Genomic DNA, 24,613 nt, shown 5'->3' on the forward strand with positions numbered 1-24,613 from the left:
CCATGACCATGATCTTCGGCATCCCCATCCAGGCGCTTCTCGGTCAGCTCCTCGTCGGCCTGATCAATGGTTCGTTCTACGCCATGCTCAGCCTCGGTCTCGCCGTCATCTTCGGCCTGCTGCGCATCATCAACTTCGCCCATGGCGCGCTCTATATGCTGGGCGCCTTCATCGGCTATCTGCTGCTGGTGCATTTGGGCATCGGCTATTGGCCGGCGCTGGTCCTGGTGCCGCTTATCGTCGGCCTGTTCGGCATGGCGGTCGAGCGCCTGGCCCTGTCGCATCTCTACCGCCTCGACCCGCTCTACGGCCTGCTCTTCACCTTCGGCCTCGCCTTGGTCATCGAGGGCGTGTTCCGCTATTATTACGGCGTTTCGGGCAATCCCTATGCCGTGCCGACGCTGCTTGCCGGCGGCACCAATCTCGGCTTCATGTTCCTGCCCAACTATCGCGGCTGGGTGGTGGCGGCTTCGCTGATCGTCTGCATCGGCACCTGGCTCCTGATCGAGAAGACCAGGCTCGGCTCTTACCTGCGCGCCGCCACCGAGAACCCGGAACTGGTTCAGGCCTTCGGCGTCAACGTGCCGCTTCTGCTCACGCTCACCTACGGGCTGGGCGCGGCCCTTGCGGGGCTCGCCGGCATTCTCGCCGCTCCCGTCTACCAGGTCAGCCCGCTGATGGGTTCGGATCTCATCATCGTCGTCTTCGCCGTCGTCGTGGTCGGCGGCATGGGCTCGATCCTCGGCGCCATCGTCACCGGTTACATGCTCGGCCTCGCCGAGGGCCTGACCAAGGTTTTCTATCCCGAGGCCTCGAACCTCGTCGTCTTCGTCATCATGGCGATCGTGCTTTTGCTCAGGCCCGCCGGCCTGTTCGGAAGGGACGCCTGATGAGCGAGGCGACCCTTCACGCAGAACGCGCCGCCGCCTCCGTGAGGCTCGAACGGGCGCTGGTGGTGCTGGGCATCGTGGCGCTGATCGCCGCGCCCTTCGTCATCTATCCGATCTTCGTCATGAAGATGCTGTGCTTCGCGCTGTTCGCCTGCGCCTTCAACCTCTTGCTCGGCTACACCGGCCTGCTTTCCTTCGGCCACGCCGCCTTCTTCGGCGGTGCCGCCTATTTCTGCGCCTACGCGGTAAAGGCCTGGGGCTGGCCGCCGGAAGCAGCCATCCTGCTCGGCACCGCGGGTGCAGCGCTGATGGGCCTCGTCATGGGTTTCCTCGCCATCCGCCGGCAGGGCATCTATTTCTCGATGATCACGCTGGCGCTGGCGCAGATGTTCTATTTCTTCTGCGTCCAGGCGCCCTTCACCGAAGGCGAGGACGGCATCCAGGGCGTGCCGCGTGGGCATCTCTTCGGCGTCGTCGACCTCGGCGTCACCATGAACATGTATTTCTTCGTGCTTGCCGTATTCCTGATCGGCGTCTTCGCCGTCTGGCGCATCATCAACTCGCCTTTCGGCATGATCCTGCGTTCGATCCGGGAGAACGAGAATCGCGCCATTTCGCTAGGCTATTCCGTCGGCCGCTACAAGCTGGCCGCCTTCGTCATGTCGGCAGCGCTTGCCGGCCTTGCAGGCGCTACCAAGGCGATCGTCTTCCAGTTCGCCACGCTCACCGACGTCACCTGGCAGATGTCGGGTGAGGTGATCCTGATGACGCTGCTGGGCGGCATCGGCACCATGGTCGGCCCGGTGGTGGGCGCCGGCCTGGTGGTCGGCCTGGAGAACACGCTGGCCACCTCCGGTTTCCCGGTGACGATCGCCACCGGCCTGATCTTCATGATCTGCGTTCTGATTTTTAGACGCGGGATTGTCGGGGAGGTTTATGCACGATGGCTGTCGGGCAAGGGCTAAGTGAGGGGAAGACGCGCCATAGCTTCGGCGCCGCGCTTTCCCCTCACTCCACCGGCACCTCCAGCCCCACCTTCACCCTGTCCATCGCCACGAAAGTCCGAAACCTTTTGACGTTATTGTTCTCGAAGAACAGCCGCCTGGTCAGCGCCTCGTAGTCGGCCATTGTCGCGACGGTGACGACGAGGATGAAATCGGCCTCGCCGGTGACGTAGTAGCATTTCTGCACTTCGGGCACTTCGGCAAAGCCGCGCTTGGCGGCGTCGATCAACTCGGCGCGCTCGCTCTCCACCTCGACCTCTACGAATATGGTGATCGGGTGGCCGACCTTGGCCGGATCGACCAGTGCGACATTGGCGCGGATGACACCCGTCTCCTCCATGCGCTTGATGCGCCGCTGCACCGCCGGCGCCGAGAGGTTCACCTTTTCGCCGATGGCGCGCTGCGGCGTGGCGTTGTCCTTCTGCAGGATGGCGAGGATGGCACGGTCGAAGGCGTCGAGTTCGGGCGAAATGGACATTGCAGCGTTCCAAACGAAACAAACTTGCATTTCAATCAGCAAAACAGAGCGCCTTCCTCACTCAGCCTGCAATAAATTTCAGTCATCAAGACGGAGAAAGCCGAACCATGTTCCTGCTCAATCGCCACCTGGACTATCGCCAACCGCTGACTGAGGAGGACGCCGCGACGCTTGGGCTCGCCGGCGCCGGGGCGGCCGAGCGCTTCCTTGCCTCGCGCGACAACCATGCCGAGACGCCGCTGCACGCCCTGCCGGCCGAGCTTGGCATCGGCGCGCTGCACGTCAAGGACGAGGGCAAGCGCCTCGGCCTCGGCAGCTTCAAGGCGTTGGGCGGCGCCTATGCCGTCATGCATCTGGTGCTGGAGGAGGCAGGCAGGCAGCTCGGCCGCGCCGTCGCGGTCGAGGACCTGCACAAGCCTGAGATGAAGGCGATCGCCGCGCAGATGACCTTCGCCTGCGCCACCGACGGCAACCACGGACGCTCGGTGGCGCAGGGCGCCGGCCTCGTCGGCGCACGCTCGGTCATTTTCGTCCATTCGGGCGTCAGCGACGAACGCGTGGCGGCCATCGCCCGCTTCGGCGCCGAGATGGTGCGTGTCGCCGGCGATTACGACCAGTCGGTCAGGGAAGCCGCCCGCGTCGCCGCCGAGCGCGGCTGGACCGTCGTCTCCGACACGTCCTGGCCGCGCTACGAACGCATCCCGGGGCTGGTCATGCAGGGCTACACCGTGATCGTGCGCGAAGCGCTGAAGCGCTTGCCTGAGCCGCCCACCCACGTCTTCCTTCAGGCTGGCGTCGGCGGCTTCGCCGCGGCGGTGGCCGGCCATCTCACCATTGCGCTCGGCGACGCGCGGCCGACCGTGACAGTGGTCGAGCCGAAGCGGGCGGCCTGCGTCTATGAGACGGCCAACGCCGGACGTCCGGTCACGATCGCGCACAGCAAGCCGACCGTCATGGCGATGCTCGAATGCTACGAACCGTCCCTGGTCGCCTGGCGCGTTCTGTCGCGGATCGGCGATGCCTTCATGACCGTGGACGAGGAAGATGCTGTCGCCGTGATGAACCGCATGGCGCGGCCTTCGGGCAATGACCCGGCGATCGTCTCCGGCGAGAGCGGCGGGGCGGGGCTCGCCGGGCTGATCCGCGCCGTCGGCGACAGGAAGATGCGGGCGGCGCTCGGCCTCGATGGGAACTCCCGCGTGCTGATCATCAATTCCGAGGGCGCGACCGACCCCGGTCGCTATGGCGAGCTCGTCGGCATGGCGCCGGATGAAGTCCCAAACGCAAGGCTGCCGGCATGACGATCTGACGATCAACGCCGACCGGCTTCCAGATCGCATCGTGGGAGGAACCAGATGGGCGTGCCGCCGGAGGCGAAATACCACCAAAAATAGTCATGTTGGCTGTATCGGGTCGTCCCGAAGCGAACATCCGGCGACATCCAATCGAAACAAACTTCAATCACTAGCCAATCAAAGCGTCCAGAATCGTGCCCGAATCGCGCCCGCCAACAGAGTTCAGTGCCTCGCAGGAAGACTAGCATGCTGCTTCTCAACCAACGTCCAGAACACAACCAGCCGTTGGTTGCCGCCGATGCCGAGTCGCTCGGCATCCCGGGAGGCGAACGCGCCGAGCGTTACCTCAAGGCACGCCACAACCATGCCGAGACGCCGCTGCACGCCTTGCCGGCGTTGGCCGACGAGCTCGGCATCGCCGCGCTTCACGTCAAGGATGAAGGCCAGCGTCTTGGCCTTGGCAGCTTCAAGGCGCTGGGCGGCGCCTATGCTGTCATGCGGCTGGTGCTGGAGGAGGCGGGCAAGCGCTTGGGGCGCGCTGTCGATATCGACGAGATCAACGATCCCAAGCTGCGCGCTATCGCCGCTCAGATGACATTCTGCTGCGCAACCGATGGCAATCATGGCCGTTCGGTGGCGCAGGGGGCCGGCCTCGTCGGTGCGCGTTCGGTGATCTACGTCCATGCTGGCGTAAGCCGCGAGCGTGTCGCGGCCATCGCCCGCTTCGGCGCCGAGATTGTCGAGGTCGAGGGCGGCTATGACCATGCGGTGCGCGAAGTCGCCCGCGTCGGTGCCGAGCGCGGCTGGAAGATCATCTCCAACATGTCCTGGCTTGGCTACGAGCGCGTCCCCGGACTGGTCATGCAGGGTTATACGGTGATCGTGCGCGAGACGCTGCGGCGCATGATCGAGCCGCCAACGCATGTCTTCCTGCAGGCCGGCGTCGGCGGCTTCGCGGCGGCGATCGCCGGCCACATGGCGGTCATGCTCGGCGAACGGCGGCCGACGGCCGTGGTGGTCGAGCCGCGGCGCTCGGCCTGCGTCTATGCTTCGGCCGAGGCCGGACGTCCCGCAACGATCGCAAGTCAGCAGCCGACCGTGATGACGATGCTCGAATGCGCCGAGCCGTCCCTCGTCGCCTGGCGCGTGCTGGCGCGCGTCGGCGATGCCTTCATGACGGTGGAAGAAGAGGATGCGGTCGCGGTGATGAAGCGGCTGGCGCAGCCCTTGGGCAACGATCCGGCGATCGTCTCCGGCGAGAGCGGCGGGGCAGGCCTAGCCGGGCTGGTCCGCGCCGCGGGCGATAGGCACATGCGCGCGGCGCTCGGCCTCGATACGCATGCGCGCGTGCTCGTCATCAACTCCGAGGGCGCGACCGACCATGGCCGCTTTGCCGAGCTGGTCGGGATGGCGCCGGAAGAAGTGTTCCTGCAGACTGCCTGAGAGCAATCCGGAAAAAGTTGCGGCGGTGGTGCGAAGAAGGTTGGCGCTGGCCTCGTGATGTCGTCATCATCGGGCTTGACCCGAGGATCCATCCGTGACCGACGTCGTAGGGCGCAACGATGCAGAATTCTTTAGACGTTGCAAGGCCTTAACGTCACGGAATGAAGTCTGGGGTCTGCGCGTCGCTTCGCTCCCGCTCCGCGCTAGAATGACGAGCGCGAAAGGTTTCGCGCCATATCCGCCCGGTCTGACGTCTCATCTTTAATGGGGAGCCCCGGTAACCCTTTCTTGTCTGCTTGCATGCAGTATTGCCGGGGCAGGACGGCAAGAACAAAGAATGGCGGACGACGATAAACGCAATGGCAAGTTCTGGGCGCTGGCGATTGATCGCGCTCATCTCGGCCTGTGGGACTGGAATCTCGCGACCGGCGACTGCTACTATTCGCCGACCTGGTGGCGCATGCTGGGCTATGCCGAGGGCGAGCTCGCCGACAGTTCCGATCTCTGGCTGAAGCTCACCCATCCCGACGACCGCGAGCGGGCGCTGGCGAGCGGCGACCGCCATATCGCCGGTCACACCGAATCCATCGAGACAGAACTGCGCCTGAAGCACCGGGACGGCCACTGGGTCTGGGTGCTCGACCGTGGCGGCATCGTCGAGCGCGATGCTGAGGGCAAGCCGCTGCGCCTGATGGGCGTGCAGACCGACATCACCAGGCAGAAAGAGGCCGAGGCCGCGCTTGAGCAGGTCAATGTCCGTTTGCGGCTCGCGCTCGCCGCCAGCGGCACCGGCATCTGGCACTACGACATCGGCACCAACAAGAGCTATTGGGACGCCCGCACCAGGGACATTTTCGGGCTGGTCAGCGATACCGACGAGGTGACGGCCGAACTCTGGCACACCTATCTCCACCCGGACGACAAGGAGGCCATCGAGCGCGCCCATCTGCCGCCGCCGGGCTCTGAAAGCGTGACCGCCACGCAATATCGCATAGTCCGGCGTGACGGCCAGGTCCGCCATATCGAATCGCTGGTGCGCTTCATTGCCGGTGTCGGCTCGGCCGGTCAGATTCTGGGTACCGTGCGCGACGTCACCGAGGAGAAGACGCGCGCCGAGGAGCTTGCCTTCGCCGCGCGTCACGATGCGTTGACCGGGCTACTCAACCGTTCGGCCTTCGGCCGGATGCTTGCCGAGAACATCCCCATGGCCGAGCGGCTGCCGCTTGCCGTGTTCTATGTCGACCTCGACTACTTCAAGGCGCTCAACGACTATGCCGGCCATGCCGCGGGGGACCTGGCGCTGAAGAGCGTCGCGGCGGGAATCCTCGCCAGCCTGCCCGCTTCGGCGCATGCGGCGCGGCTCGGCGGCGACGAATTCGCGCTTTTGGTGCCGAACTGCAATGACGCTTGCGCCGAGCATCTTGCCCGTGCCGTGCTTGCCGCCGTGCGCAACGCCGATCTTGGCGCGGCCGTCACCTCGCGCAGGCTTGCCGCCAGCATCGGCGTCGCCTTTGTGCGCGACCGCAACATGAGCGTGGCCGACGCGCTCGCCTGTGCCGACGATGCCTGCTACGCCGCCAAGGCCGGCGGTCGTGACCGCTTCGTGGTGTTCTCGCCGGAGACGGCGTCGGGTGTCGGCGGCCTCAACGCCGCGCGGCTGGCGGCCGACTTGGTCGATGCGATGGAGGACGGCCGGCTGAGGCTGTTCGGTCAGGAAATCCACCGGCTCGGCCAGCCATGGGAAGACAGCCGCCATGTCGAAGTGCTGGCCAGGCTCGAAGCCCACACCGGCAACATGATCCCGCCCGGCGATTTCGTGCCGGTCGCCGAACGCTTCGGCCTCGCCGCCCGGCTCGACCGCTGGGTCATCCGCACCGCGCTGACGCGTCATGGCGAGGCGATGCGCGCGGGGGCCATCTCGCTCGACTTCAATTTGTCGGCGCAGACGCTTTCCGATCCGCAGCTCTGGGAATTCGTCGACGAGGCCATCGCCGGGAGCGGCGCGTCGCCGTCGGCCGTCGGCTTCGAGATTACCGAAACCGCCGCCGTCACCAATTTCGACGCGGCGGAAGAATTCGTACGCAAGGCGAGGCTCCGCCATTGCCGCGTCAGCCTCGACGACTTCGGCGCCGGCATGAGCTCCTTCGAATATCTCAGGCGCTTTCCCATCGATGCCATCAAGATCGACGGTTCGTTCGTCGAGCACATCGCCGACAGCCGCTTCGATCGCGAGATCGTCTCGGCGATCACCGGCATCGCCCGCTCGATGGGCGCCGCGGTCGTGGCCGAAAAGGTTGAGGAAAAGAACGCGCTGGAGATTCTCATGGGCATGGGCGTCGCCTATGGCCAGGGCTATTTCCTGCACCGGCCGGAGCCGCTGGAGGCGATCGTGGCGAGAGCCGTAAGCGGCACTGTGTCACCGGCAGGGCCGCATGCCAGGTCGGCACAAAAATAAGAGGTTCCTAAAATTGCAATCACTCATTTAAGGGCGCTGTAATCCGGCGCGACGATGATCCGATCTCACAAAACGGATCGGAGCGCGTGGATGAAAACCCTTCCCTTGTTTGCGGCAACTGCAATCGGCCTGCTCGGCATCTTCGCCACGCAGCCGTCTTATGCGGGCTCCGACAATGGCGGCGGGTTGACGGCGGCGTCCACAGCCGACCATGATGACGATCAGGTCAATACATCCAGCGTCGGCGACGACCATGAAGCCGCCGAGAACGACGAGGCCGGGCACAAGGGCGACGGCGCCGCTACCGGCTCGCATGAAGGCGACCAGGACGGCGATCATCAGGGCGACGATCATGACGGCGACCACGAAGGCGGGGACGGTGCCGGCCATGACGGCGGCGCAGACAGCGGCGGCCACGACGGTGGCGGCGACAGTGGTGGCCACGATGGCGGCGGGGGAAGCGGCGGCCATGACGGGGGCGGGGACGACTGAGCCTTGGAGGTGATAGAGCGGCTCATCGTTAAAAGCTGAGCCATCCTTCCATCGAACTCTTAGGACAACTGGCCTTATTGCCTGTGCTCTGCTCGGACATGACGTCTTGGCTCGACCGTTCGGCGCCCGAACCATGACGGATGGGCGCCTGCGAGACCTGTAATGTCCTCGATCGTCAACACCGCCATTGTGACCCTACAGCCGCAGCGCCTGTTTCCAACGATCAGGCCGGCAGCCAGCATCCACAGCGCCGTCGGCATCGCTGCTTCGCCGCTCGTGCAGGCGGAGCCCGCGGCCCCAGCATCCAAGTTCCGCCTCGACAACCTCAACATCACGGCGACGAAGGTTCGACTGATGGAACGCGCGGGCAAGGAGTTTGGCGTCGATCAGACCGACTACGAGTCCGTGTCGTCCTATGGGGCGGCGATCAAGAACGCCGTCGAAGCGTTGAAGCGGCAATCTCCGTCGGCGATCGCCGAAATCGAGAGACAGCTTGGCTTGGACCAGCTTGGCGTTTCTCTCGATACGCTCGTCGACGCGATAGTCGATCCGCGAGGCAGCGACAGCGAAAGGCTGGATGCCGCGTTGAAGCAGCATGCGGGCGGGCCTGGCGAAGGCGACGCCGCTTCGATCCAGCCGGACGAGCTCGGGCTCTACGGCGGCTGAGGCAGCTAGCCCGTCAGCCACCTCAGTACGCCCGCCGAAGCCACCCCGATCACCACCGTCGGCAGCATCGACAGCCTTGACGCGGCAAGCACGGTTATGGCCAGCGCGGTGAGATCGGCCGGGTTCTTCGAGACGAAGTCTGGCGCGATCACCGAGATCAGCACGCAGCCGGGTGCCGCCTCCATCACCGCCGTGGCGCGCGGGCCGAGGGTGCGGTTCCTCAGCACCACATAGCCGCCGATGCGGGTCAGATATGTCACGCCGGGCATCGCCAAGATGGCGAGCGCGGTCATCGGATCGATCATTTGTCACCTGCCAGAAACCAGGCGGCCACCAAGCCGGACAACGCGCCGGCCGCCACATACCAGGCGCCGGGCACGACGAGATAGGTGAGCGCCGCCACCGCCAGGCTGGCGAGCCAAGGCCGGGCCGCTGCCAAACCCCTCCACATGCCGCGAAGCAGCACCAGGAAGACGGCCGGGAAGGCCATCGCGAAACCGTATGTCTCGACGTCGCCAAGCACCGGGCCGAGTGCTGCGCCGCAGGTCGTGAACGCCACCCAGGCGAGATAGAAGGGCAGGCCGGCGCCTAGATAAAAAGGCAGGCTGAAGGCCGGCCGCATGCCGGCGGCGGCACGGCGCTGCGCGTCGGCGAGTCCTACCGCCCAGCTCTCGTCGCACATCAGGAACAGCGCAGGGAACACCTTTCGCTTCGGCAGGTGCTTGATGAACGGCGCGAGTGCGGCGCCCATCAGGAAATGCCGGCTGTTGACCAGCAGCGTGATGGCGGCGATCAACAGGATATGCGGCGGCGAGGTCCAGAGCTGGATTGCGGCGAATTCCGAGCCGCCGGCGAAGTTGAGGCCGGTCATCAGCGGCACCTCGACGACAGAAAGGCCTTTCTGCGCTGCCTGCGCGCCGAGGACCAGCGCGTAGGGGATGATGCCGAGCAGCACCGGCGTCGAGGCGGCAAGCCCGCGCCGGAGCTCGGCGCCGCGGCCGTTGCCGGTTTGCTCCCCGGCGAGGGCGATCTCGGAAACGCTCATGGCTTTGCTTTCGGCTGGCTTTGCGGCCACCGTTCTCCCGGTCGGTTGTGGGTTGTCGATGGCCGGACAATAGCCGAAACGCCTGGCAATCGGGTTGCGAAGATGCGCCATTTTTGCCAGAATTTGGTATCAGATAGCACAATTAGGAAAAGATTGGAATCGGGAGCTATGAAGCTGGACGAGATCGACAGACGTATCTTACGTGCCTTGCAGCGCGACGGCCGCATGGCCAACAACGATCTGGCCAAGGAGGTCGGCTTGTCGCCATCGCCATGCCTCCGCCGCGTCAAGCTGCTGGAGGAGGCCGGCGTCATCGATCGCTATGTCGCGGTGCTCAACCCGGCCAAGATCGGCCGCGGCCAGACCTTCTTCACCCGCATATGGCTGAAGCAGCAGGATGAGGACACGATCGAGCATTTCGCCGCCGAGGTGGCGAAATTCCCGGAAGTGATGGAGTGCTACCTGATGCTGGGCGATTGCGACGCGATGGTCCGGATCGTCGCCGCTGGCATCGACGACTACCGCCGCTTCCAGTCGGAGCATCTGAGCCGCATCAAGGGCGTGCAGAACGTCAAGACGGACGTGCCCAGCCAGACGATCAAGCAGACATCGGAGATGCCGCTGTGAGGCTCTGGCCTTCTCTTACGAGGGGAGAAGGGAAGTCCTCAATGATGAGCGTGGTGCTCCGCGTTGCGTTTGCGCGTGGCCGCTGCCTTCTTCGCGGAAGCGGAGCGCGCGGCGGCGGATCGCTCGCCCGACGCCTTGCCGCCAGCCTTCCCGCCCTTATGCGCCGCCGGATGGCCGGTGTGCTTGCCGCGGCCGGAGCCGCCTGCCTTCTTGCCCCCGGCGTCGTCCTTGTTGACCGTCGCCCAGGCGCGACGCTCGGCTTCCTTCTCGGACACGCCGCGCTTTTCATAGCCTTCGGCGATATGGTCGGCCTTGCGTTCCTGCTTGTCGGTGTATTTCGATTTATCTCCGCGTGGCATTGTCCTGCTCCTTGTTGCGCTGAGTGAATTGAGAGTCTCAGGAACCCTTCTTCTTGGCGACGTCGCCGAGGTCGGACCGTTCCGGATCCTTGTTGTTCTCGCCGGCCGCGTCGCGATCCTCGTCGGGATCGTCCTTGGCCGGCAGGTAGCCGCGCGGCTTGTTGGCCTTCGGGCCTTCCCAGCGCGGCCATTGATCGGAGGTTCCGGGACGTCCGGTTCTGGGGGAATTGCTCATGGTAACCTCGCTTTCGAGAAGGCCGTCTGCCCTCCGTCTTGGAGAGCCGTCAGCCTTCCGCTTTCATGGTCCGTGCGATCTTCAAGAGTTTGTCGCGGTCGTGCCCGTGCTCCCGGATCAGTTCGCGCGCCTGCTTCGGCGACAGATCGGTGTGCTCCGCCAGGAAGCGCACGTCGGGATCGTCGCCGCCCTTGGTCGGCAGGCTGCCCGTTTGCGGCGCATGGGCCCCGCCCGGACGATGGGGGATGTTGTCCTTTGCCTGGGTCATCGCAGGCCTCCTTGGATTTCCTTGGCGTCAGCCGGCCGTCTCCGACTGCTTGCGGCGCGCTTCCTTCTTGCGCCGCAGCACCTCGTCGGTGCCGACGATGTCCTTCGCGCCGCCGGTGATCGCGGTCGAGACCACGGCTGGCGGGTCGCTTGCCGGAAAACTGTCCTCGAGGCCCGACTGCAACTGTTCTTCCAGCGTGTCCGGATCCTCCGAGCGCCCCTCGGTGCGCCGTTCGTCGATCTCCTCCAGGTCATGCTTGGCGTCGGGATGCTCGCGCACGTTGCGTAGCGTCGACACGACGAGCTCGACCGCGAACTCCTTCATGGCGTCTGCGTGCGGAGCGGCAACGTCGGTCTCCTCGACCAGGCGAACAAGCGATTGTTCGAGCTTGTCCAACTCGCGCATGCCCTGGCAGTGCCCGAGTTTCTGCGCCAGAGCTTGGATCAGCATCGGACCGAAGGTCGAATAGGCTTGCATGCGGGTCTCGTCGACCTGTTCGGGATGAAGAGTTTGCAGCGACATTGATGCCTCCGTTCAAACATCTGCGGCAGCCCTGGGCAACCGACAGAAGAGGAACTGGAGGGCGGGGCAGAAGTTCCATCGCGGGGTCCATCCCGCGAGCAAGTGAAAATGGCGTCCGTGAAGGACACGGACGCCATTTGAATTCAGCGCTGGCCGCCCTTGCGGCCGGCTTCCGAGGCACGCTGCCGGTCTTCGGCGAAGTTGCCGCTGCCGCCCCGATGCTGGCCCGCGCCCCGCTGACCCATATTGCGGTCCTCGGCCTGCTGCTGTCCGCTGCCGCGATGCTGGTCGTCACGGTTCTTGTGGCTCTGCTGGCCGGCCTTGACGTGCTGTTCGTGGGTTCCGCCTTGATTGGGCATATCGAATTCTCCGGGTTCGGATTTTCTTCGGGGTGAATTCGAGGACGCGTTCGGCATCCTCGAGTAAGGGGAACCGGTGCCGGCAACCAATGTTCCGCTCGAAACATTTCGTGACCCGGGTCGGACTGAAGTCCTATGCGGCCGGCGCATTGGGCTGGCTTATGCAACCAATCCGCTTTCTGCGAATTGGGGAGCGGCCGTCGAGAAAGCCCCCTCCATCGCCGGCCGTACTGGTGCCCGCCGGTCGCCCCGCGCAAACCCGGCGGGCACCAATATCCATGAACAAAAAGGCCGCTTGACCGGCTTCGGAGCGAGACGACGTTTTGACCCACATCTCTGCAAAGCCCGCCCGGCAGGACGCCGAAAGCCTGCCTGCCAACGACAACCAGCGTGCCACCCGTGCCGATCTTTCGTTCCTCGATATCATCAATGACGAGGATGAGGTCGCCGACATTGCCAGGCGCGCGGAGCGTCTCGGCCACGCCACGCTCATTGCTATGGCAATCGGCCTGGCGGCGGTTCCGTTGCTCTATTTGATCCTGGCCTGAGCCAGGCCGGCAGGACACCAGGCCAGCAGACGCTTGGCCGGCCGGCACCATCTCCGTGAAAAGAGTGCCTCTATCTTCCGGAAAAGAATGCGTCCAGCGTGGCCGCCGTTTCGATCGGCGACTCCTCCGGAAAGAAGTGACCGCCAGGCATCGCTCCGCCGCTGGTATCGTCGGCCCAGCGCCGCCATATGCCCAGTGGTCCGCCTTCATCCCGATACCACTCGGCAAGCGCCCCGTGCTCACTCCACAGCGCCAGCAACGGACAGGCGATGCGACGACCCGTCGCCTGGTCCTCTCGATCATGCCGGCGGTCGAGCGCGGCCGCCGCGCGATACTCTTCACAGATGGCGTGGATATGCGCCGGATCGCGCAGCGCATCGACATAAGCCTGCCGCACCCCGGGCGGGAATGCATCAGGCGCCGATCCCCAGCCGGAAAGCGCGTTGTCGACGACCGCTTCCGCGCCGGCCGCCAGCATCCTCTCCGGCAGCGGCTCCGGCTGCGCCAGCAGCGACCAAGGCCAATAGCCGAGCGCCAGCCTCGCATCGGCCCGGTCCCAGACCTCGGCTGTGGGGATGATGTCGAGCACGGCGAGCTTCTCGACGTGGTCCGGGTGGTCGAGCGCCAGCCGGTAGGCAACGCGCCCGCCTCGATCATGACCCGCTACCATGAAGCGCCGAAAGCCGAATGTCTCCATCAGCACGACCATGTCGGCGGCCATGGCGCGCTTGGTATAGGGTGCATGGTCGGCAGCCGATGGCGGGCAGGAGCTTTGCCCATAGCCGCGCAAATCGGCGCAGACGACGGTGAAATCCCGTGCCAGGCCGGAAGCCACCTCGCGCCACATCACATGGGTCTCGGGAAAGCCGTGCAGCAGGAGCAGGCCGGGTCCGCTGCCGGCGCAGCGGGCGAAGATCCTTGCTTCGCCGGTGTCGACCTCGCGGCTGTCGAAATCCTGAAACATTGCTTGCCTCCGGCGGCTGGCGCCGACAGCGTCGACCGCCTCACATCCAGGCGGAATCCAGTGTCAGCGACGCTTCGAAAATCTGGTCGCGTTTTTCGTCCCGAACTTTGACGGTGATGGTCAGATGCTTGCCGCCCGGCATCTCGTCCCGGGCGACGTCGTGCAGGATGCGCAGCGCCTCCATGCCGGCGCGCTCGCGGCTGGCAAAGAGCTGCCCCTCGGTGTCTTCTTGGCTGTGCTCGGCGTTGTATAGGTCGAAGTAGAAGCGCTGCATCGGCAGGTCTATCCCGGAAACTTCGAGGTCAATCCACGAGCTTGGTCATGGTTCCAAAGGGCTGATCCTGGGAGAAAATCCGCGCCGCGCCGGCTCTTGGCGAGCGCCGCCCGCAACCAGCCTCTGTCTGCGGCGTTAGCTGATGCCACGGAGAACGCCGGATGCTGGAATCGCTTTATCTCAATCTCGGTCAGCACGACGCTCTCTCGGAGGAAGAAAGGCGCTGCTCACGTCGACTTTGTCGATCGAGAGATATGTCGGCACCGGGGAGGACATCGTCTCGGAAGGAACCAGGCCGACCTACAGCACCCTCATCGTCGACGGCTTTGCCGCCCGCTACAGGGTGTTGGAGGACGGCGGCCGCCAGTTCACCTCGCTGCAGATCGCGGGCGATTTCGTCGACCTTCATGCGTTTTTGCTGAAGACGATGGACCATGGCATCGTCGCGCTATCTCCCTGCCACGTGGCCGCAGCGGAGCATAGCAAGCTCAAGACGATCACCGAGCAGGCGCCGCATCTCACCCGGCTGCTATGGCTGGACACGCTCGTCGACGGGGCCATCCATCGCGAATGGATCGTGGCCATGGGACGCCGCTCCAAGCTCTCCCACCTCGCCCATCTGATATGCGAGCTGTTCGTCAGGCTGCAGGTGGTGAAGAAGACGCGCGACATGAGCTTTTACCTGCCGCTCTCGCAGGCTCAACTGGCCGACGTGCTCGGCCTGTCCGTCGTCCACATGAACCGGGTGATCGCCACGTTGCGACGCATGAACGTCATCAGCTGGACGAACCATATGATCACGATCCTCGATTGGGAGCGGCTGGTCACGATCGCCGAGTTCGATCCGACCTACCTCAGCATGGCCCGCGAGCCGAGATAAGCGTCTAGCGGGGCGGCGCCTTGGAGCGCGACCAGAGCGTGTCGAGCATGGTCAGCGCAGCACTTGGCTTGGCAGGCTTCAGCAGGCCCTGTTGCGCAGCGACCTTCTTGAAGGCGGCAAAGGCGATGGCCGGCCGGCAGGTGCCCGCGATTGCGTCATCCACCAGCCGGGCCGCTTCCAGGTAGGCCGGTGCTTCTTTATTCTTCCAATGTCCGGCAAGCGCCTTCTTGGCCTCGGCGACGGTGGTGACCACCATTGTGCCGCCGCTGACGAACCGGATGGTGAGCGGCAGGAAACGGCTCATCGGCTCGTCACCATCCGAGCCATTCATGCGTACGCCAGGCAAGGCCGACAAAGGGCGCGGCGGTCATCACGGCAGCAACGAGGAGAAAAAGCGGACTGTTTATGCGCAAGGATTTCATGGTGCACCACAAGATTGGGAATGGCCGTAAACGACGACTTGGCCAGTCGGTTGCATTCGCCCGGCGGTTCGGAGCTACATGTTGCTCGCGGGCCGGATCGGCGGCGCCGGCCGGTGCGGTGGTCTGGGACGCGGCCTGAGCGGCACATCCGCGAGCGAGGCGCGGATCACCCTGACGGGGATCGGTGGTGCGACAGCACGCCGGCGCAGCAATGCGGCCGAGAGGCTGCCTATGAGAGTTCGAACGTCCATGGGACTCTCCTGAAGAGTCCCCCCAATGACGAACGGGTTAGCACTCCCGCCCGCGCCGCGCATTTAACTTTGATGCATGCCCGAGCGTCTCGGCGACGTGCGCCGACCCGAGCCAACCTTTTCAGCCGGCATGCGTTGTCCTTTGAACAGACGGAGACAGCCATGCCGATTAGCCGAAAGAAATCCGACGCAGCCCTGAAATCGGGGACGGCCAAGAAAGCAGACACCGGCGAAACGACGCGCAGGCAGCGCGGTGTGCAACGTAAGGTCGATGCCACCGACCGCAGCAAGCCGAAACCCAAATCGCCGGGCGCGATGCAGGCCGGCGCGCGCCGATATCCCGTACCGCCTTTCCCCAAGCAGCATCACCCGAAGCCCGGCGAGGAATGGGCGATCGAACCTGCGCCGCTTTATGACGCGCCGTTCTGGCAAGGGTCGGGCAAGCTCAAGGACAAGGTTGCGCTGATCACCGGCGGCGATTCCGGCATCGGCCGCGCGGTCGCCGTGCTCTTTGCGCGCGAGGGCGCCGATATCGCTATCGCCTATCTCAGCGAGGATCGTGACGCCAAGACGACAAAGCAGGCGGTTGAGGCGGAGGGGAGGCGCTGCATCACCTTGCGTGGCGACGTCGCCCAACGCGCCTTCTGCCGCAAAGCGGTGGCCGAAACGGTCAAGGCCTTCGGCACGCTCGACGTGCTGGTCAACAATGCCGCCTTCCAGATCCACTCCGCCGATTTCGCCGATCTCACGGAGGAGCATTTCGACGCCACGCTGAAAACCAATCTCTACGGCTATTTCCACATGGCGCAGGAGGCCGTGCCGCACATGAAGCCGGGCTCGGCGATCATCAACACCGGTTCGGTCACCGGCATCGAGGGTTCGAAGGAACTGGTCGACTATTCGATGACCAAAGGCGGCATTCACGCCTTCACCCGCGCGCTTTCCGGCAACCTCATCGCGAAGGGCATCCGCGTCAACGCGGTGGCGCCCGGTCCGGTCTGGACGCCACTCAATCCCTCCGAGAAGGAAGCGGAAGACGTCTCGCAGTTCGGCGCCAAGACGCCGATGAAACGGCCCGCCCAGCCGGAGGAGATCGCGCCGGCCTATGTGTTCCTGGCCTCGCCGCAATGCTCGAGCTACATCACCGGCGAGATCCTTCCGATCATCGGGGGTTACTGAACCCCGAGCACTGACATGAGGAGGATCCCATGAAAGATCCCATGAACAAAGCGCTTCTCATCGCGGCCTTCGCTTTGATCCCGGCCTCGCCGGCGTCGGCGCAGACTGCCGCGCAACCGAAGGATCAGCCGACGCAGAACTGCCAGGCCAAGCCCAACGCGAACGACCAGCAGCAAAAGCAGAAGCAACAGGCCGATACGGACGAGCTGTCGAAACAGCTCGGCAATTGCGGCGGCGTGCTGAAGCCGCCGCCGACCGGCGACCAGAATGCCAAGACTCCACCGCCCACCGGAAACGATATGCCCGTGATCAAGCCGGGTCAGGTGCCGCCGCAGACCGGCCAATGACGCAGCCGGTGGTAATCTTCAACGATGGAAAGTCAGCGTTTGCGCTTTTCGCCACCAGCGGTCTTCAGGGCCGGCGAGCTGTTGGCTTCGCGTATCATGCGCAATGCCTCGTCGCGGGTGAGCCCACATCTGCGGGCGTAATAAGCCGCCTCATGGAGTTCAGCGCGAGAGGCTGTCGCAACGCCGGAAGAGGACTGTCTGCTTTTTTTCTTGGCCATCGGTTTGCCGTGCCATGAATCACTTAGTCAGCTAATTATAGGCTCGTTGTTCCTCATTGCCAATTCGCCGCTGCTTTTAGCGATCCTGCTGGGCTGCCTTTGCCATTGGGAACCATTGCACCGGCACAGGATTGTGAATTGCGGGCCGCGTCAGCCGGACCTGGTGGCAGAGAGAACAGGGCTGGTTTCTCCGGCTTCCCGCCCTGGCCAACGAAAAGGCAGCCGAGCTCTTGTCCCACCCGGCCCGCTCCGAACGTGGGGCAGTATATGGCGGTGGATACAGAATCAAACAGTGGCGGCGTCGAACCGCGCAAGGGCATGCCCAGCCCGCGTCTCGGCGAGAGCGAGTTCAAGCAACGCTATAGGAAGCTGTTCTACGACCCGGCCTTCGAGCCGGAGGCCGAAGCCATCGGCAGGCTGGCCGAAATCGCTTGGCAGGCCTATAGCGAGGAACGCAAAAGTCCGGTGACCCGCAAAGCGGGGGAGGGTTTTCACAACCCAAGCTACGATCTCTCCATCGAATGGATCGCCGCTCACGATGCGGTCAAGGCCGCGCAGCGGCGCCACGAGGACAGAAATGCGCCGTCGCGCATCCTGATCATCAACGGCTCCTCACGCAGCGAGCATACTTGCCCGGGCGAAATGTCGAAAAGCTTTCGTCTCGTCGAACTGGCGCGCCGCGCCATTGCCGGCAGGCCGGGCTTTTCCGTTGAAGTGCTCGATCTGTCGCGGCTCGCTTCCGAATATGGCCGCAGGATCTACCCTTGCAAGGCCTGCTTCTCGACAGCGGCGGCGCTCTGCCACTGGCCGTGCTCGTGCTATCCGAACCATTCGCTCGGCCAAGTGCACGACTGGATGAACGACATTTATCCCCTTTGGGTCGAGGCGCATGGCGTGATGATTGTCACGCCCGTGAACTGGTACCAGACCTCCTCGCCGGTGAAGTTGATGATGGACCGGCTGGTCTGCGCTGACGGTGGCAATCCCGATCCGTCTTTGACGCAGGGCAAGGATGCAGCGCTTGCCAAGCAAGCCGAACTCGCTGGCTGGGACTACCCCCGCCATCTCGAAGGCCGGTTGTTTTCGGTTGTCGTTCATGGCGATACGGAAGGCGCTGCGAACGTGCGGCATGCGCTTGCCGACTGGCTGCGTTCGATGAAGCTCGATCCCGTCGGCGAGATTGCCGAACTCGACCGCTATATTGGCTACTGGAAGCCATATGCAACCAGCCATGACGAACTCGACGCTGACAAGGACGTTCAAGTTGAAGTAACCAACGCTGCGCTAGCCCTGGCCGAAGCGGTGGCGAGGCGCCGGGTAGGGGAATTCCCCACCATCGGAGCCGAGCTCAAGGATCCACGCCCAAAATAGGGGAAGAAGATGCCGCGTTGGGCCAACGAAGGCTGGACAATTCTCAAGGAAAGCGTCTCCGGCTATATTGCCGACAATGCGCTGAGCCACGGCGCGGCGATGGCTTTCTATGCCACCACCTCGCTGGCGCCGATCCTGCTGATCGTGGTCGCGATTGCCGGGTTAGTCATCGGCAATGATGCTGCGCAATTGGCGCTCTCGGCCCAGATATCGGGCGTCATGGGGCCGCAGAGCGCTGACCTTCTCAAGGCAACGGTCGAGACTGCTTCGCAGCGCTCGTCGGGCACTTTGGCCACCTTGGTCGGGCTGGTCACGCTTTTGATCACCGCGTCCGGCGTCTTCGGCGAGATGCAGCAGACATTGAACGAGATCTGGAAGGTCAAGCCCAACGCCATGTCGTTTTCGCGCCTGGTGCGGGCGAGGGCGGTGAGCCTCGGCCTGGTGGCGGCGCTCGGCTTCCTGCTGCTGGTGTCGCTTGCAGCCAGCACTGCAATCGCCGCGCTTGGCGAAGTCATCAACCGCAGCCTGCCGTTCGGAACGCTGATCGTCAGCGGCATCAACACGATCATCTCCTTCGCGTTGATCGGTCTGCTCTTCGCCGCCATCTACAAAGTCCTGCCGGACCGGGAGCTCAAATGGCGTGACGTGGGCGTCGGGGCGTTGGTCACGGCGCTGCTCTTCACCATCGGCAAATCGCTGATCGGCTGGTACATCGGCACCAGCGCCATAGCGACGTCCTACGGAGCGGCGGGCGCGCTGATGGTGGTGTTGGTCTGGGTCTATTATTCGGCACAGATTTTTCTCTTCGGCGCCGAGATAACCCGCGCCTATTCGGTGCGGCGCGGCAGCCGGCGTGACCTCGCGCCGGTCATTGCGGATGCAAAGGAGCGGGCTGCCTCTCGCCAACCCAGGGAAGAATCCAAACCGCTGGGAACGATGCCGGGCAATGCCGGCCGGGCTGCCCCCGCGGCGCCTCGAGCAAGGGCGTTCGGCGACGGGATCGGCATATGGATTGTCATCAGTAGCCTGATCACGCTGCTCGTCACGTGGGTCTTGCGCCCAAGAGGCTGAAGCATCGATCGAGGTCAATTCTCGCAAGAAATCAGCAGGTTCCAAAGTCGAGGGCGGTCCGTCGATCTCCGTCACTAAACCTTTGGAACGAAAGCCAGTTCTGCGAATTGGTATTTCGTCTCGAGAGCAACAAGGAGGTTACTATGGGACGAGGTATATTGCTTTGGCTGCTGGGTGTTCCAATCCCGATCATCATCCTGCTTATGCTGTTCGCGCGGTAGGAGATGTGTGATGAATTCCGCAGTAACTGACGTCGAACTTTCCGGCGCTGCCGAATCTTCATCCTCCGCCGTGAGTTGGGGGCCGATCGTCGCCGGAGCCTTCGCCGCGGCAACGCTGACAGTGGTCCTGATGCTGATCGGCTCGGGGCTGGGGCTGACCATGGTTTCGCCATGGACCGGCGCCAGTACCTCGATCACCACCTTTGCAGTCTCGGCGGCTGTCTGGCTGATCGTCGTGCAATGGCTTTCGGCCGGGCTCGGCGGTTACTTGACCGGCCGGCTACGGACGAAATGGGTCGGCATTCACGACAACGAGGTCTACTTCCGCGATACGGCGCACGGCTTCCTGGCCTGGGCGCTGGCGACGCTGTTGGTTGCCGGCGTGTTCGGCTCCGCCTTGTCCGCAACCATCGGCGCGGGGGTGCAGGCGGCGTCCAACGTCGCGGCGGGCGCGGCCGCGGGCGCTTCGTCGGCGGCCGCGAATAGCGCCGGCGCAACCGACAACAACACCCTGGGCTATTTCGTCGATCAATTGTTCCGCCCGGCCGACACCGGTGCCGTCGCCCCCGCTGGCCAGAATGACGCCGCCACGACGGCGCAGGCAACACGCATCCTGGTGGCGAGCGCCGCCAAGGGCGAGGTGTCGGCCGACGACAAAACCTATCTTGCGAAGCTGGTAGCCTCCCGCACCGGGCTTTCACAGGCCGATGCCGCCAAGCGCGTCGATACCGTGCTTGCCGGCATCGAAGACGCCAAGAACAAGGCGAAGGCGGCCGCCGACACGGCCAGAAAGGCAAGTGCCACCTTCGCGCTCGTCGGCGCCCTGTCGATGATCGTTGGGGCTTTCATTGCCAGCGTTGCCGGCGCGCTCGGCGGCAGGCAGCGTGACGAAGACGAAGCACTTTTTGTTCGCGGCTGACACAGCCCGGCTACCTTCATCCATCGCTAATTACGCCCGCCGGCTTCGCCGGCGGGCGTTTATTGCTGACGGAGACGTCGACCAGCGTACGCCCGCTTCCTTCGACAAACGCCGGTGCCCCGGCCTCACCGAGCCTTGTGGCGCTCCGCCGCTCTTCCTGCCGTTTCTCGATTTCGTAGGAAAGCCAGCGGCAGAACATGCCGGTGATCGAGGTGGCGGCTCCCCCGAGCAGACAGGCGGTCAGCAAAGGACTTTTCGATGCGCTGTCCCAACTGACGATCCCCAGCAGGATCACGCTCACGGTTGAGATCAGATAGCCTGCGCCCTTGAGCAGGTGAAGCGACGATCTGGTCATGCTGGTCCGCCTTCGAGATTGAACATTCGATTCTGACCGAGGTTCCATTCGCGCTGTGTCCCCTCCAGAGGACCGGTGGGCTGTAGATCAGACGTCCGTCCGCGCGGCACTCACAAGAACCATTGAGCGATCAGGCCGACCGACGACATGCCCATTGCCAATGTCGATAGCCAGCCCAGCGCGCGCAGCCAGCCTTGGACCGAGAATTCTCCCATGATGTCCTTACGGGCAGCCATCAGCATCATCACGACCATGACCGGCACGGCGCACATGCCGTTTATCACGGCGCTCCAGTAAAGCGCCTTGATCGGGTCGATCGGGGTAAACATGATCCCGGTGCCAAGGGCGGTCGCCGCGGCAAGCGTGGCGTAGAAGGCCGCCGCTTCCTTCGGCTTGCGCTGAAGGCCGACCGGCCAGCGCAGCGCTTCGCCGACGGCGAAGGCCGCTGAACCTGCCAGCACCGGCACCGCCAGAAGGCCCGTGCCTATGATGCCCGCCGAGAAGATGATGAAGGCGAACCTTCCGGCCGCCGGCTCCAGCGCCTTTGCCGCGTCGGTGGACGAAGCAATATCCGTCACCCCTGCCTTGTGGAGCGTGGCGGCCGTGGTGAAGATGATCGCGGCGCCGATGAGGTTCGAAAAGGCCATTCCGACCAGCGTGTCGGCGCGTATCCGGCCGAACGCTCTGGATGCCTGCCACGGCGCCCACCGCAGCGGCCTGGCTGTCGGCTTGAGTTCCTCCTCTTCGACCTCCTGCGAAGCTTGCCAGAAAAACAGGTAGGGCGAGATCGTTGTGCCCAGTATGGCGAGCAGAGTGGTGAAGAAGGTGCCGCTCCATTCGATGTGCGGGATGAACAGGCCCCTGGCGGCATCGATCCAGCTGACATTGGCCGCGAACATCGCGACGACATAGGCGAACAGGCTCAGCGTCGTCCATTTGAGGATCTTCACGTAGCGTGTGTAATCGAGGAAGACGATCGCCCAGACACAAACGATCGCGAAAGCAACCACGTAGAGCGGGCTGGGGCCGCCCACCAACAGTTTCAATGCATCCGCCATGGCGCTAAGATCGGCGCCGATGTTGATGACGTTGGCGGCAAAAAGCAGCGCCACCACGACATATAGCAGCGAAGCCGGATAGTACCGGCTGAGGTTGCCCGAGATTCCCTTGCCCGTGGTGCGCCCGATGCGGGCGGCGATCTCCTGGATCGCTGCCATCAGCGGGAAGGTGAACAGCATCACCCAGCCGATGTTGAAGCCAAGCTGGGCGCCAGCCTGGCTATAGGTCCCAATGCCGGAGGGATCGTCGTCAGAGGCGCCGGTGATGAAGCCTGGCCCGATCGTGCGGAGGAACCGTTGGAAAGGACCTTTCGCCAACGTGCTGCTTTGTTCTCTACCGATTTGGGAACCGATTTCGGTCATGGGAAGGCCACCGGCGCGCGGTCGGCGGTCAGCGCGAGGTGCGCCATGGATTTGAAACGGCTGTTCCGCATTGCATAAGCACCAGCTAACGAGGCATAGAGTAACCGGCGGAAGGACGATCGGTTCCAGAGTGCCCGTCACCACCGCATGCGGGCCGAGATCCTCATCCACATTCATTAGCGGCTAAGTTCCAGCCGACGATCCGAAAACCGCGCCGGCAGGCATCCGCTTAATGCGAGAATTTTCGTTTGAAGGATCTCATCCCGTCCGCCAGCGAGGCCCTGGCCTCGGCGGCGTTCTGCCAACCCCTAAGCTTGATCTTCTTGCCGGTGCCCAACACCGACGAAAGGAAGAACTGCTCTATCTCCCGGCGAAGATCCCGCGGGACCTCGGTGATAGCGACGGCCTTGTCCTGCGAATCTTGCTTGTGCGGGCAGAAAATATACCTATCGTTACGAACCTTCGAGCCGTCGGGATCTTCCTGCTTCACGCGGAGCGCGCCCAGTACGTCGCATTTTATGACAACGCCCGGGGCGGCGGCGGCTTGATGGATGACGAGTCCGTCCAGCGGATCGCCATCATCCCCCAACGTCGACGGCACGAAACCCCAGTCATAGGGGTAGGTGTTTCCCACGGGAAGAGGGCGGGAGTATTCGAATACGCCGGTCTTCGGTTCATAGGCTAGTTTCGCGGCCGATCCCCGCGGCGTCTCGATGACCACACGGAATAACTTACGAGAGGTTGCCGGAAGTCTGAGGTAATCAGCCATTTCAAATCGGGCGGTCGCACCTGGTTACTTGCGCAAGGTGAACTTTCACCGGCAGGGGAAGGTTCCACTGCGAGGATGTGCTGTAGATCGTCGGGGACAGTTGGAGGCGGGGCCAACCTCGGCAATCCGGCGGCAAGGCTAACTCATATGATTGCGTTTCGCTTTTGAATGGCTGTCGGGCGGATGTTTCAGCTCCGCCGGCACTTTCGCTCCCGCGACGGAACATAAGCGCCGGTGGCGGGTTCGGTGCGCGGCGGCACCCCCCCGCCGCCATCGGGGTCCCTCACTCCCGATAGAAGCCCGTCCGCTCACCCCTCCGGACGGGCTTCTCTATGGGGGCAGAAATTTCTTTTAGCCGGAAGAGACCGGCGTGGCAGACAACAACGCCTGATCGGCGGCTGCAAGGGCAGGAGAAAAACAGAAGAGCTTTGATCAGTGCCGGCCCTTAAGGAATCTGGCCTCGCGTACCAATGAAGTCCAATCGGTGCCGATGAGCCTGATCAGTTCGCGAGCTTCGTCCTCCGAGATGTCCGTATCCTTGGCCAGGCGACGAGCAAGCAATTCAATATCGTCCCGCGCCGCTTTGCCGTCTCCGGTTTGGGCTTCCTTGCCGTCGTTTTGGCCAGCCATGTGCCACCTCCTCGATACGAACTGTTAAGGCGGCTGCATGTTTCATACATCCCGATAATTTAGACTTTGACGGTGTCTCGCCAGCGGCAGGCCATCCGGTTTTATAGTGGCGCGCGCGACGTTGAGAGATAGTCGGATTGAACTCGGCGATCTCCGCAGCTTCTGCCAGTCATGGATGCTCACCCGTGTGGTTCGCCGGTGCCGAAGGGGCGGGTGCTCTCTCGGCTCTGGGGGAACTCGGCTATAGAAGGCCGACCGAGCCGCCCGTGCCGCTCGACCGGGAGATCGAGATGAAAATCAGCGTGTGCCTTCCGCAGCCTTGACCTGCCAAACGAAAAGGGCGTTGTCGCGAGACAGCGCCCTTCCTGGCCAGGCAATCGGCTGCTACCAGCCTTGGCGGCTGTACCATTCATCAACGTCGCGGCGCACGCGATCCTTCTCGAGGCCGTAGCGTTCCTGGATCTTGCCTTCAAGCTGGTCGCGCTTTCCCGCGATGCGGTCGAGGTCATCGTCGGTAAGCTTGCCCCACTGCTCCTTGACCTTGCCCTTCACCTGCTTCCAATTGCCTTCGACGCGGTTCCAATCCATTGCCGGATCTCCTGTTGCACACGCAGGCTAACGACGGCGCGGTCGCG

30 protein-coding genes and 2 pseudogenes are annotated in these 24,613 nt (G+C 63.9%); 15 read left to right on the forward strand and 17 right to left on the reverse strand.

All coding sequences use genetic code 11. The features are described from left to right. Positions 1-2: 2 nt before the first annotated feature. Positions 3-890 carry a branched-chain amino acid ABC transporter permease gene (locus LB565_RS12925; protein WP_224584496.1) on the forward strand — a complete coding sequence of 296 codons (888 nt, stop codon included), beginning with the start codon at positions 3-5 and terminating at the stop codon, positions 888-890. Then, positions 890-1,855 (forward strand): branched-chain amino acid ABC transporter permease, encoded by a 966-nt coding sequence (locus tag LB565_RS12930; RefSeq protein WP_224584497.1) that lies wholly within the window; start codon positions 890-892, stop codon positions 1,853-1,855. The genes LB565_RS12925 and LB565_RS12930 overlap by 1 nt, the downstream gene beginning before the upstream one ends. 43 nt (positions 1,856-1,898) lie before the next feature. Here LB565_RS12930 and LB565_RS12935 read toward each other — a convergent pair whose 3' ends face one another. Beyond that, positions 1,899-2,372, reverse strand: a complete 474-nt coding sequence (locus tag LB565_RS12935; protein ID WP_224584498.1) for an Lrp/AsnC family transcriptional regulator — start codon at positions 2,370-2,372, stop codon at positions 1,899-1,901. A 107-nt stretch (positions 2,373-2,479) separates the two neighbouring features. Between LB565_RS12935 and LB565_RS12940 the strand changes: the two genes are divergently transcribed. From LB565_RS12940 to LB565_RS12960, 5 genes are all read left to right on the forward strand, one after another. After that, positions 2,480-3,673, forward strand: a complete 1,194-nt coding sequence (locus LB565_RS12940; protein WP_224584499.1) for a diaminopropionate ammonia-lyase — start codon at positions 2,480-2,482, stop codon at positions 3,671-3,673. A gap of 240 nt (positions 3,674-3,913) precedes the next feature. After that, complete coding sequence (locus LB565_RS12945) at positions 3,914-5,110, forward strand: diaminopropionate ammonia-lyase (protein ID WP_224584500.1); 1,197 nt, start codon at positions 3,914-3,916, stop codon at positions 5,108-5,110. A gap of 337 nt (positions 5,111-5,447) precedes the next feature. Continuing rightward, the gene (locus tag LB565_RS12950) at positions 5,448-7,565 is read left to right on the forward strand and encodes an EAL domain-containing protein (protein WP_224584501.1); all 2,118 of its coding nucleotides are present in this window, start codon (positions 5,448-5,450) and stop codon (positions 7,563-7,565) included. 90 nt (positions 7,566-7,655) lie between these two features. Then, positions 7,656-8,057, forward strand: coding sequence for a hypothetical protein (locus LB565_RS12955; RefSeq protein ID WP_224584502.1), 402 nt, complete (start codon positions 7,656-7,658; stop codon positions 8,055-8,057). A gap of 162 nt (positions 8,058-8,219) precedes the next feature. Beyond that, on the forward strand, positions 8,220-8,723 hold the full coding sequence (locus tag LB565_RS12960) for a hypothetical protein (protein ID WP_224584503.1): 504 nt from the start codon (positions 8,220-8,222) through the stop codon (positions 8,721-8,723). 5 nt (positions 8,724-8,728) lie between these two features. Here the strand turns inward: LB565_RS12960 and LB565_RS12965 are convergent, their stop codons facing one another. Next, positions 8,729-9,028 (reverse strand): AzlD family protein, encoded by a 300-nt coding sequence (locus tag LB565_RS12965; RefSeq protein WP_224584504.1) that lies wholly within the window; start codon positions 9,026-9,028, stop codon positions 8,729-8,731. Further along, positions 9,025-9,768, reverse strand: a complete 744-nt coding sequence (locus LB565_RS12970) for an AzlC family ABC transporter permease (RefSeq protein WP_224584505.1) — start codon at positions 9,766-9,768, stop codon at positions 9,025-9,027. The genes LB565_RS12965 and LB565_RS12970 overlap by 4 nt, the downstream gene beginning before the upstream one ends. Before the next feature lie 168 nt (positions 9,769-9,936). Between LB565_RS12970 and LB565_RS12975 the strand changes: the two genes are divergently transcribed. Beyond that, on the forward strand, positions 9,937-10,395 hold the full coding sequence (locus LB565_RS12975; RefSeq protein WP_040981044.1) for an Lrp/AsnC family transcriptional regulator: 459 nt from the start codon (positions 9,937-9,939) through the stop codon (positions 10,393-10,395). A gap of 38 nt (positions 10,396-10,433) precedes the next feature. Here LB565_RS12975 and LB565_RS12980 read toward each other — a convergent pair whose 3' ends face one another. The 5 genes and pseudogenes from LB565_RS12980 to LB565_RS13000 all read right to left on the reverse strand — a co-directional run. Further along, on the reverse strand, positions 10,434-10,754 hold the full coding sequence (locus LB565_RS12980) for a plasmid stabilization protein (protein WP_095768382.1): 321 nt from the start codon (positions 10,752-10,754) through the stop codon (positions 10,434-10,436). Between the two features lie 37 nt (positions 10,755-10,791). Continuing rightward, entirely contained in the window at positions 10,792-10,989 is a 198-nt protein-coding gene (locus LB565_RS12985; protein WP_224584507.1) for a hypothetical protein, read from the reverse strand. Between the two features lie 49 nt (positions 10,990-11,038). Next, entirely contained in the window at positions 11,039-11,257 is a 219-nt protein-coding gene (locus LB565_RS12990) for a hypothetical protein (protein WP_224584558.1), read from the reverse strand. Between the two features lie 27 nt (positions 11,258-11,284). Beyond that, positions 11,285-11,779 (reverse strand): hypothetical protein, encoded by a 495-nt coding sequence (locus LB565_RS12995; protein ID WP_224584509.1) that lies wholly within the window; start codon positions 11,777-11,779, stop codon positions 11,285-11,287. 149 nt (positions 11,780-11,928) lie between these two features. Further along, a pseudogene (locus LB565_RS13000) lies at positions 11,929-12,024 on the reverse strand (KGG domain-containing protein); the annotation flags it as partial. A gap of 437 nt (positions 12,025-12,461) precedes the next feature. Between LB565_RS13000 and LB565_RS13005 the strand changes: the two are divergent. Further along, positions 12,462-12,686: a hypothetical protein gene (locus LB565_RS13005; protein WP_224584511.1), complete on the forward strand. Its 225-nt coding sequence runs from the start codon at positions 12,462-12,464 to the stop codon at positions 12,684-12,686. A 70-nt stretch (positions 12,687-12,756) separates the two neighbouring features. Here the strand turns inward: LB565_RS13005 and LB565_RS13010 are convergent, their stop codons facing one another. Next, positions 12,757-13,650 carry an alpha/beta fold hydrolase gene (locus tag LB565_RS13010; RefSeq protein ID WP_224584513.1) on the reverse strand — a complete coding sequence of 298 codons (894 nt, stop codon included), beginning with the start codon at positions 13,648-13,650 and terminating at the stop codon, positions 12,757-12,759. Between the two features lie 40 nt (positions 13,651-13,690). After that, complete coding sequence (locus LB565_RS13015; RefSeq protein ID WP_224584515.1) at positions 13,691-13,924, reverse strand: DUF6894 family protein; 234 nt, start codon at positions 13,922-13,924, stop codon at positions 13,691-13,693. A gap of 161 nt (positions 13,925-14,085) precedes the next feature. On the opposite strand from LB565_RS13015, the pseudogene LB565_RS13020 reads away from it, so the two are divergent. Next, positions 14,086-14,804: pseudogene (locus LB565_RS13020) on the forward strand (Crp/Fnr family transcriptional regulator). Positions 14,805-14,808: 4 nt separating this feature from the next. Here the strand turns inward: LB565_RS13020 and LB565_RS13025 are convergent. Both LB565_RS13025 and LB565_RS13030 read right to left on the reverse strand, forming a co-directional pair. Beyond that, complete coding sequence (locus LB565_RS13025) at positions 14,809-15,135, reverse strand: DUF982 domain-containing protein (RefSeq protein WP_224584517.1); 327 nt, start codon at positions 15,133-15,135, stop codon at positions 14,809-14,811. Between the two features lie 165 nt (positions 15,136-15,300). Next, complete coding sequence (locus LB565_RS13030; RefSeq protein ID WP_224584519.1) at positions 15,301-15,477, reverse strand: hypothetical protein; 177 nt, start codon at positions 15,475-15,477, stop codon at positions 15,301-15,303. Between the two features lie 162 nt (positions 15,478-15,639). Between LB565_RS13030 and LB565_RS13035 the strand changes: the two genes are divergently transcribed. From LB565_RS13035 to LB565_RS13055, 5 genes are all read left to right on the forward strand, one after another. Beyond that, positions 15,640-16,656: an SDR family oxidoreductase gene (locus LB565_RS13035; RefSeq protein ID WP_224584521.1), complete on the forward strand. Its 1,017-nt coding sequence runs from the start codon at positions 15,640-15,642 to the stop codon at positions 16,654-16,656. Between the two features lie 29 nt (positions 16,657-16,685). Continuing rightward, positions 16,686-17,003, forward strand: a complete 318-nt coding sequence (locus LB565_RS13040) for a hypothetical protein (protein ID WP_224584523.1) — start codon at positions 16,686-16,688, stop codon at positions 17,001-17,003. 485 nt (positions 17,004-17,488) lie between these two features. Continuing rightward, positions 17,489-18,592 carry a flavodoxin family protein gene (locus tag LB565_RS13045; RefSeq protein ID WP_224584525.1) on the forward strand — a complete coding sequence of 368 codons (1,104 nt, stop codon included), beginning with the start codon at positions 17,489-17,491 and terminating at the stop codon, positions 18,590-18,592. A 9-nt stretch (positions 18,593-18,601) separates the two neighbouring features. Then, a complete protein-coding gene (locus LB565_RS13050; RefSeq protein ID WP_224584527.1) occupies positions 18,602-19,663 on the forward strand; it encodes a YihY/virulence factor BrkB family protein in 1,062 nt (353 codons plus the stop codon). A 231-nt stretch (positions 19,664-19,894) separates the two neighbouring features. Then, a complete protein-coding gene (locus LB565_RS13055; protein ID WP_224584528.1) occupies positions 19,895-20,803 on the forward strand; it encodes a hypothetical protein in 909 nt (302 codons plus the stop codon). 16 nt (positions 20,804-20,819) lie between these two features. Here LB565_RS13055 and LB565_RS13060 read toward each other — a convergent pair whose 3' ends face one another. The 5 genes from LB565_RS13060 to LB565_RS13080 all read right to left on the reverse strand — a co-directional run bounded on the left by LB565_RS13060 (position 20,820) and on the right by LB565_RS13080 (position 24,566). Beyond that, on the reverse strand, positions 20,820-21,158 hold the full coding sequence (locus LB565_RS13060; protein ID WP_224584530.1) for a hypothetical protein: 339 nt from the start codon (positions 21,156-21,158) through the stop codon (positions 20,820-20,822). Positions 21,159-21,268: 110 nt separating this feature from the next. Further along, positions 21,269-22,579, reverse strand: coding sequence for an NRAMP family divalent metal transporter (locus LB565_RS13065; RefSeq protein WP_224584532.1), 1,311 nt, complete (start codon positions 22,577-22,579; stop codon positions 21,269-21,271). Positions 22,580-22,808: 229 nt separating this feature from the next. Next, entirely contained in the window at positions 22,809-23,348 is a 540-nt protein-coding gene (locus LB565_RS13070) for an inorganic diphosphatase (RefSeq protein ID WP_224584534.1), read from the reverse strand. A 432-nt stretch (positions 23,349-23,780) separates the two neighbouring features. Beyond that, positions 23,781-23,978, reverse strand: a complete 198-nt coding sequence (locus LB565_RS13075; RefSeq protein WP_224584537.1) for a hypothetical protein — start codon at positions 23,976-23,978, stop codon at positions 23,781-23,783. Positions 23,979-24,362: 384 nt separating this feature from the next. Beyond that, positions 24,363-24,566, reverse strand: coding sequence for a CsbD family protein (locus LB565_RS13080; protein ID WP_224516106.1), 204 nt, complete (start codon positions 24,564-24,566; stop codon positions 24,363-24,365). Between the last annotated feature and the right edge of the window lie 47 nt (positions 24,567-24,613).

This window comes from Mesorhizobium sp. CA14 (genome assembly GCF_020165195.1).
Taxonomy (GTDB): Bacteria; Pseudomonadota; Alphaproteobacteria; order Rhizobiales; family Rhizobiaceae; genus Mesorhizobium.

Excerpts from the sequence above, each read along its gene's own strand:
- LB565_RS13080 (WP_224516106.1), bottom strand. The coding sequence starts at position 24,566 with ATGGATTGGAACCGCGTCGAAGGCAATTGGAAGCAGGTGAAGGGCAAG.
- LB565_RS12940 (WP_224584499.1), top strand. The coding sequence starts at position 2,480 with ATGTTCCTGCTCAATCGCCACCTGGACTATCGCCAACCGCTGACTGAG.
- LB565_RS13070 (WP_224584534.1), bottom strand. The coding sequence starts at position 23,348 with ATGGCTGATTACCTCAGACTTCCGGCAACCTCTCGTAAGTTATTCCGT.
- LB565_RS12970 (WP_224584505.1), bottom strand. The coding sequence starts at position 9,768 with ATGAGCGTTTCCGAGATCGCCCTCGCCGGGGAGCAAACCGGCAACGGC.
- LB565_RS12995 (WP_224584509.1), bottom strand. The coding sequence starts at position 11,779 with ATGTCGCTGCAAACTCTTCATCCCGAACAGGTCGACGAGACCCGCATG.
- LB565_RS12945 (WP_224584500.1), top strand. The coding sequence starts at position 3,914 with ATGCTGCTTCTCAACCAACGTCCAGAACACAACCAGCCGTTGGTTGCC.
- LB565_RS13015 (WP_224584515.1), bottom strand. The coding sequence starts at position 13,924 with ATGCAGCGCTTCTACTTCGACCTATACAACGCCGAGCACAGCCAAGAA.
- LB565_RS13060 (WP_224584530.1), bottom strand. The coding sequence starts at position 21,158 with ATGACCAGATCGTCGCTTCACCTGCTCAAGGGCGCAGGCTATCTGATC.
- LB565_RS12925 (WP_224584496.1), top strand. The coding sequence starts at position 3 with ATGACCATGATCTTCGGCATCCCCATCCAGGCGCTTCTCGGTCAGCTC.
- LB565_RS13030 (WP_224584519.1), bottom strand. The coding sequence starts at position 15,477 with ATGGACGTTCGAACTCTCATAGGCAGCCTCTCGGCCGCATTGCTGCGC.
- LB565_RS13055 (WP_224584528.1), top strand. The coding sequence starts at position 19,895 with ATGAATTCCGCAGTAACTGACGTCGAACTTTCCGGCGCTGCCGAATCT.
- LB565_RS13040 (WP_224584523.1), top strand. The coding sequence starts at position 16,686 with ATGAAAGATCCCATGAACAAAGCGCTTCTCATCGCGGCCTTCGCTTTG.
- LB565_RS13050 (WP_224584527.1), top strand. The coding sequence starts at position 18,602 with ATGCCGCGTTGGGCCAACGAAGGCTGGACAATTCTCAAGGAAAGCGTC.
- LB565_RS12935 (WP_224584498.1), bottom strand. The coding sequence starts at position 2,372 with ATGTCCATTTCGCCCGAACTCGACGCCTTCGACCGTGCCATCCTCGCC.
- LB565_RS13025 (WP_224584517.1), bottom strand. The coding sequence starts at position 15,135 with ATGAATGGCTCGGATGGTGACGAGCCGATGAGCCGTTTCCTGCCGCTC.
- LB565_RS12985 (WP_224584507.1), bottom strand. The coding sequence starts at position 10,989 with ATGAGCAATTCCCCCAGAACCGGACGTCCCGGAACCTCCGATCAATGG.
- LB565_RS12950 (WP_224584501.1), top strand. The coding sequence starts at position 5,448 with ATGGCGGACGACGATAAACGCAATGGCAAGTTCTGGGCGCTGGCGATT.
- LB565_RS12960 (WP_224584503.1), top strand. The coding sequence starts at position 8,220 with ATGTCCTCGATCGTCAACACCGCCATTGTGACCCTACAGCCGCAGCGC.
- LB565_RS12975 (WP_040981044.1), top strand. The coding sequence starts at position 9,937 with ATGAAGCTGGACGAGATCGACAGACGTATCTTACGTGCCTTGCAGCGC.
- LB565_RS13065 (WP_224584532.1), bottom strand. The coding sequence starts at position 22,579 with ATGACCGAAATCGGTTCCCAAATCGGTAGAGAACAAAGCAGCACGTTG.
- LB565_RS12930 (WP_224584497.1), top strand. The coding sequence starts at position 890 with ATGAGCGAGGCGACCCTTCACGCAGAACGCGCCGCCGCCTCCGTGAGG.
- LB565_RS13035 (WP_224584521.1), top strand. The coding sequence starts at position 15,640 with ATGCCGATTAGCCGAAAGAAATCCGACGCAGCCCTGAAATCGGGGACG.
- LB565_RS12990 (WP_224584558.1), bottom strand. The coding sequence starts at position 11,257 with ATGACCCAGGCAAAGGACAACATCCCCCATCGTCCGGGCGGGGCCCAT.
- LB565_RS13045 (WP_224584525.1), top strand. The coding sequence starts at position 17,489 with ATGGCGGTGGATACAGAATCAAACAGTGGCGGCGTCGAACCGCGCAAG.
- LB565_RS13075 (WP_224584537.1), bottom strand. The coding sequence starts at position 23,978 with ATGGCTGGCCAAAACGACGGCAAGGAAGCCCAAACCGGAGACGGCAAA.
- LB565_RS12980 (WP_095768382.1), bottom strand. The coding sequence starts at position 10,754 with ATGCCACGCGGAGATAAATCGAAATACACCGACAAGCAGGAACGCAAG.
- LB565_RS12955 (WP_224584502.1), top strand. The coding sequence starts at position 7,656 with ATGAAAACCCTTCCCTTGTTTGCGGCAACTGCAATCGGCCTGCTCGGC.
- LB565_RS13010 (WP_224584513.1), bottom strand. The coding sequence starts at position 13,650 with ATGTTTCAGGATTTCGACAGCCGCGAGGTCGACACCGGCGAAGCAAGG.
- LB565_RS12965 (WP_224584504.1), bottom strand. The coding sequence starts at position 9,028 with ATGATCGATCCGATGACCGCGCTCGCCATCTTGGCGATGCCCGGCGTG.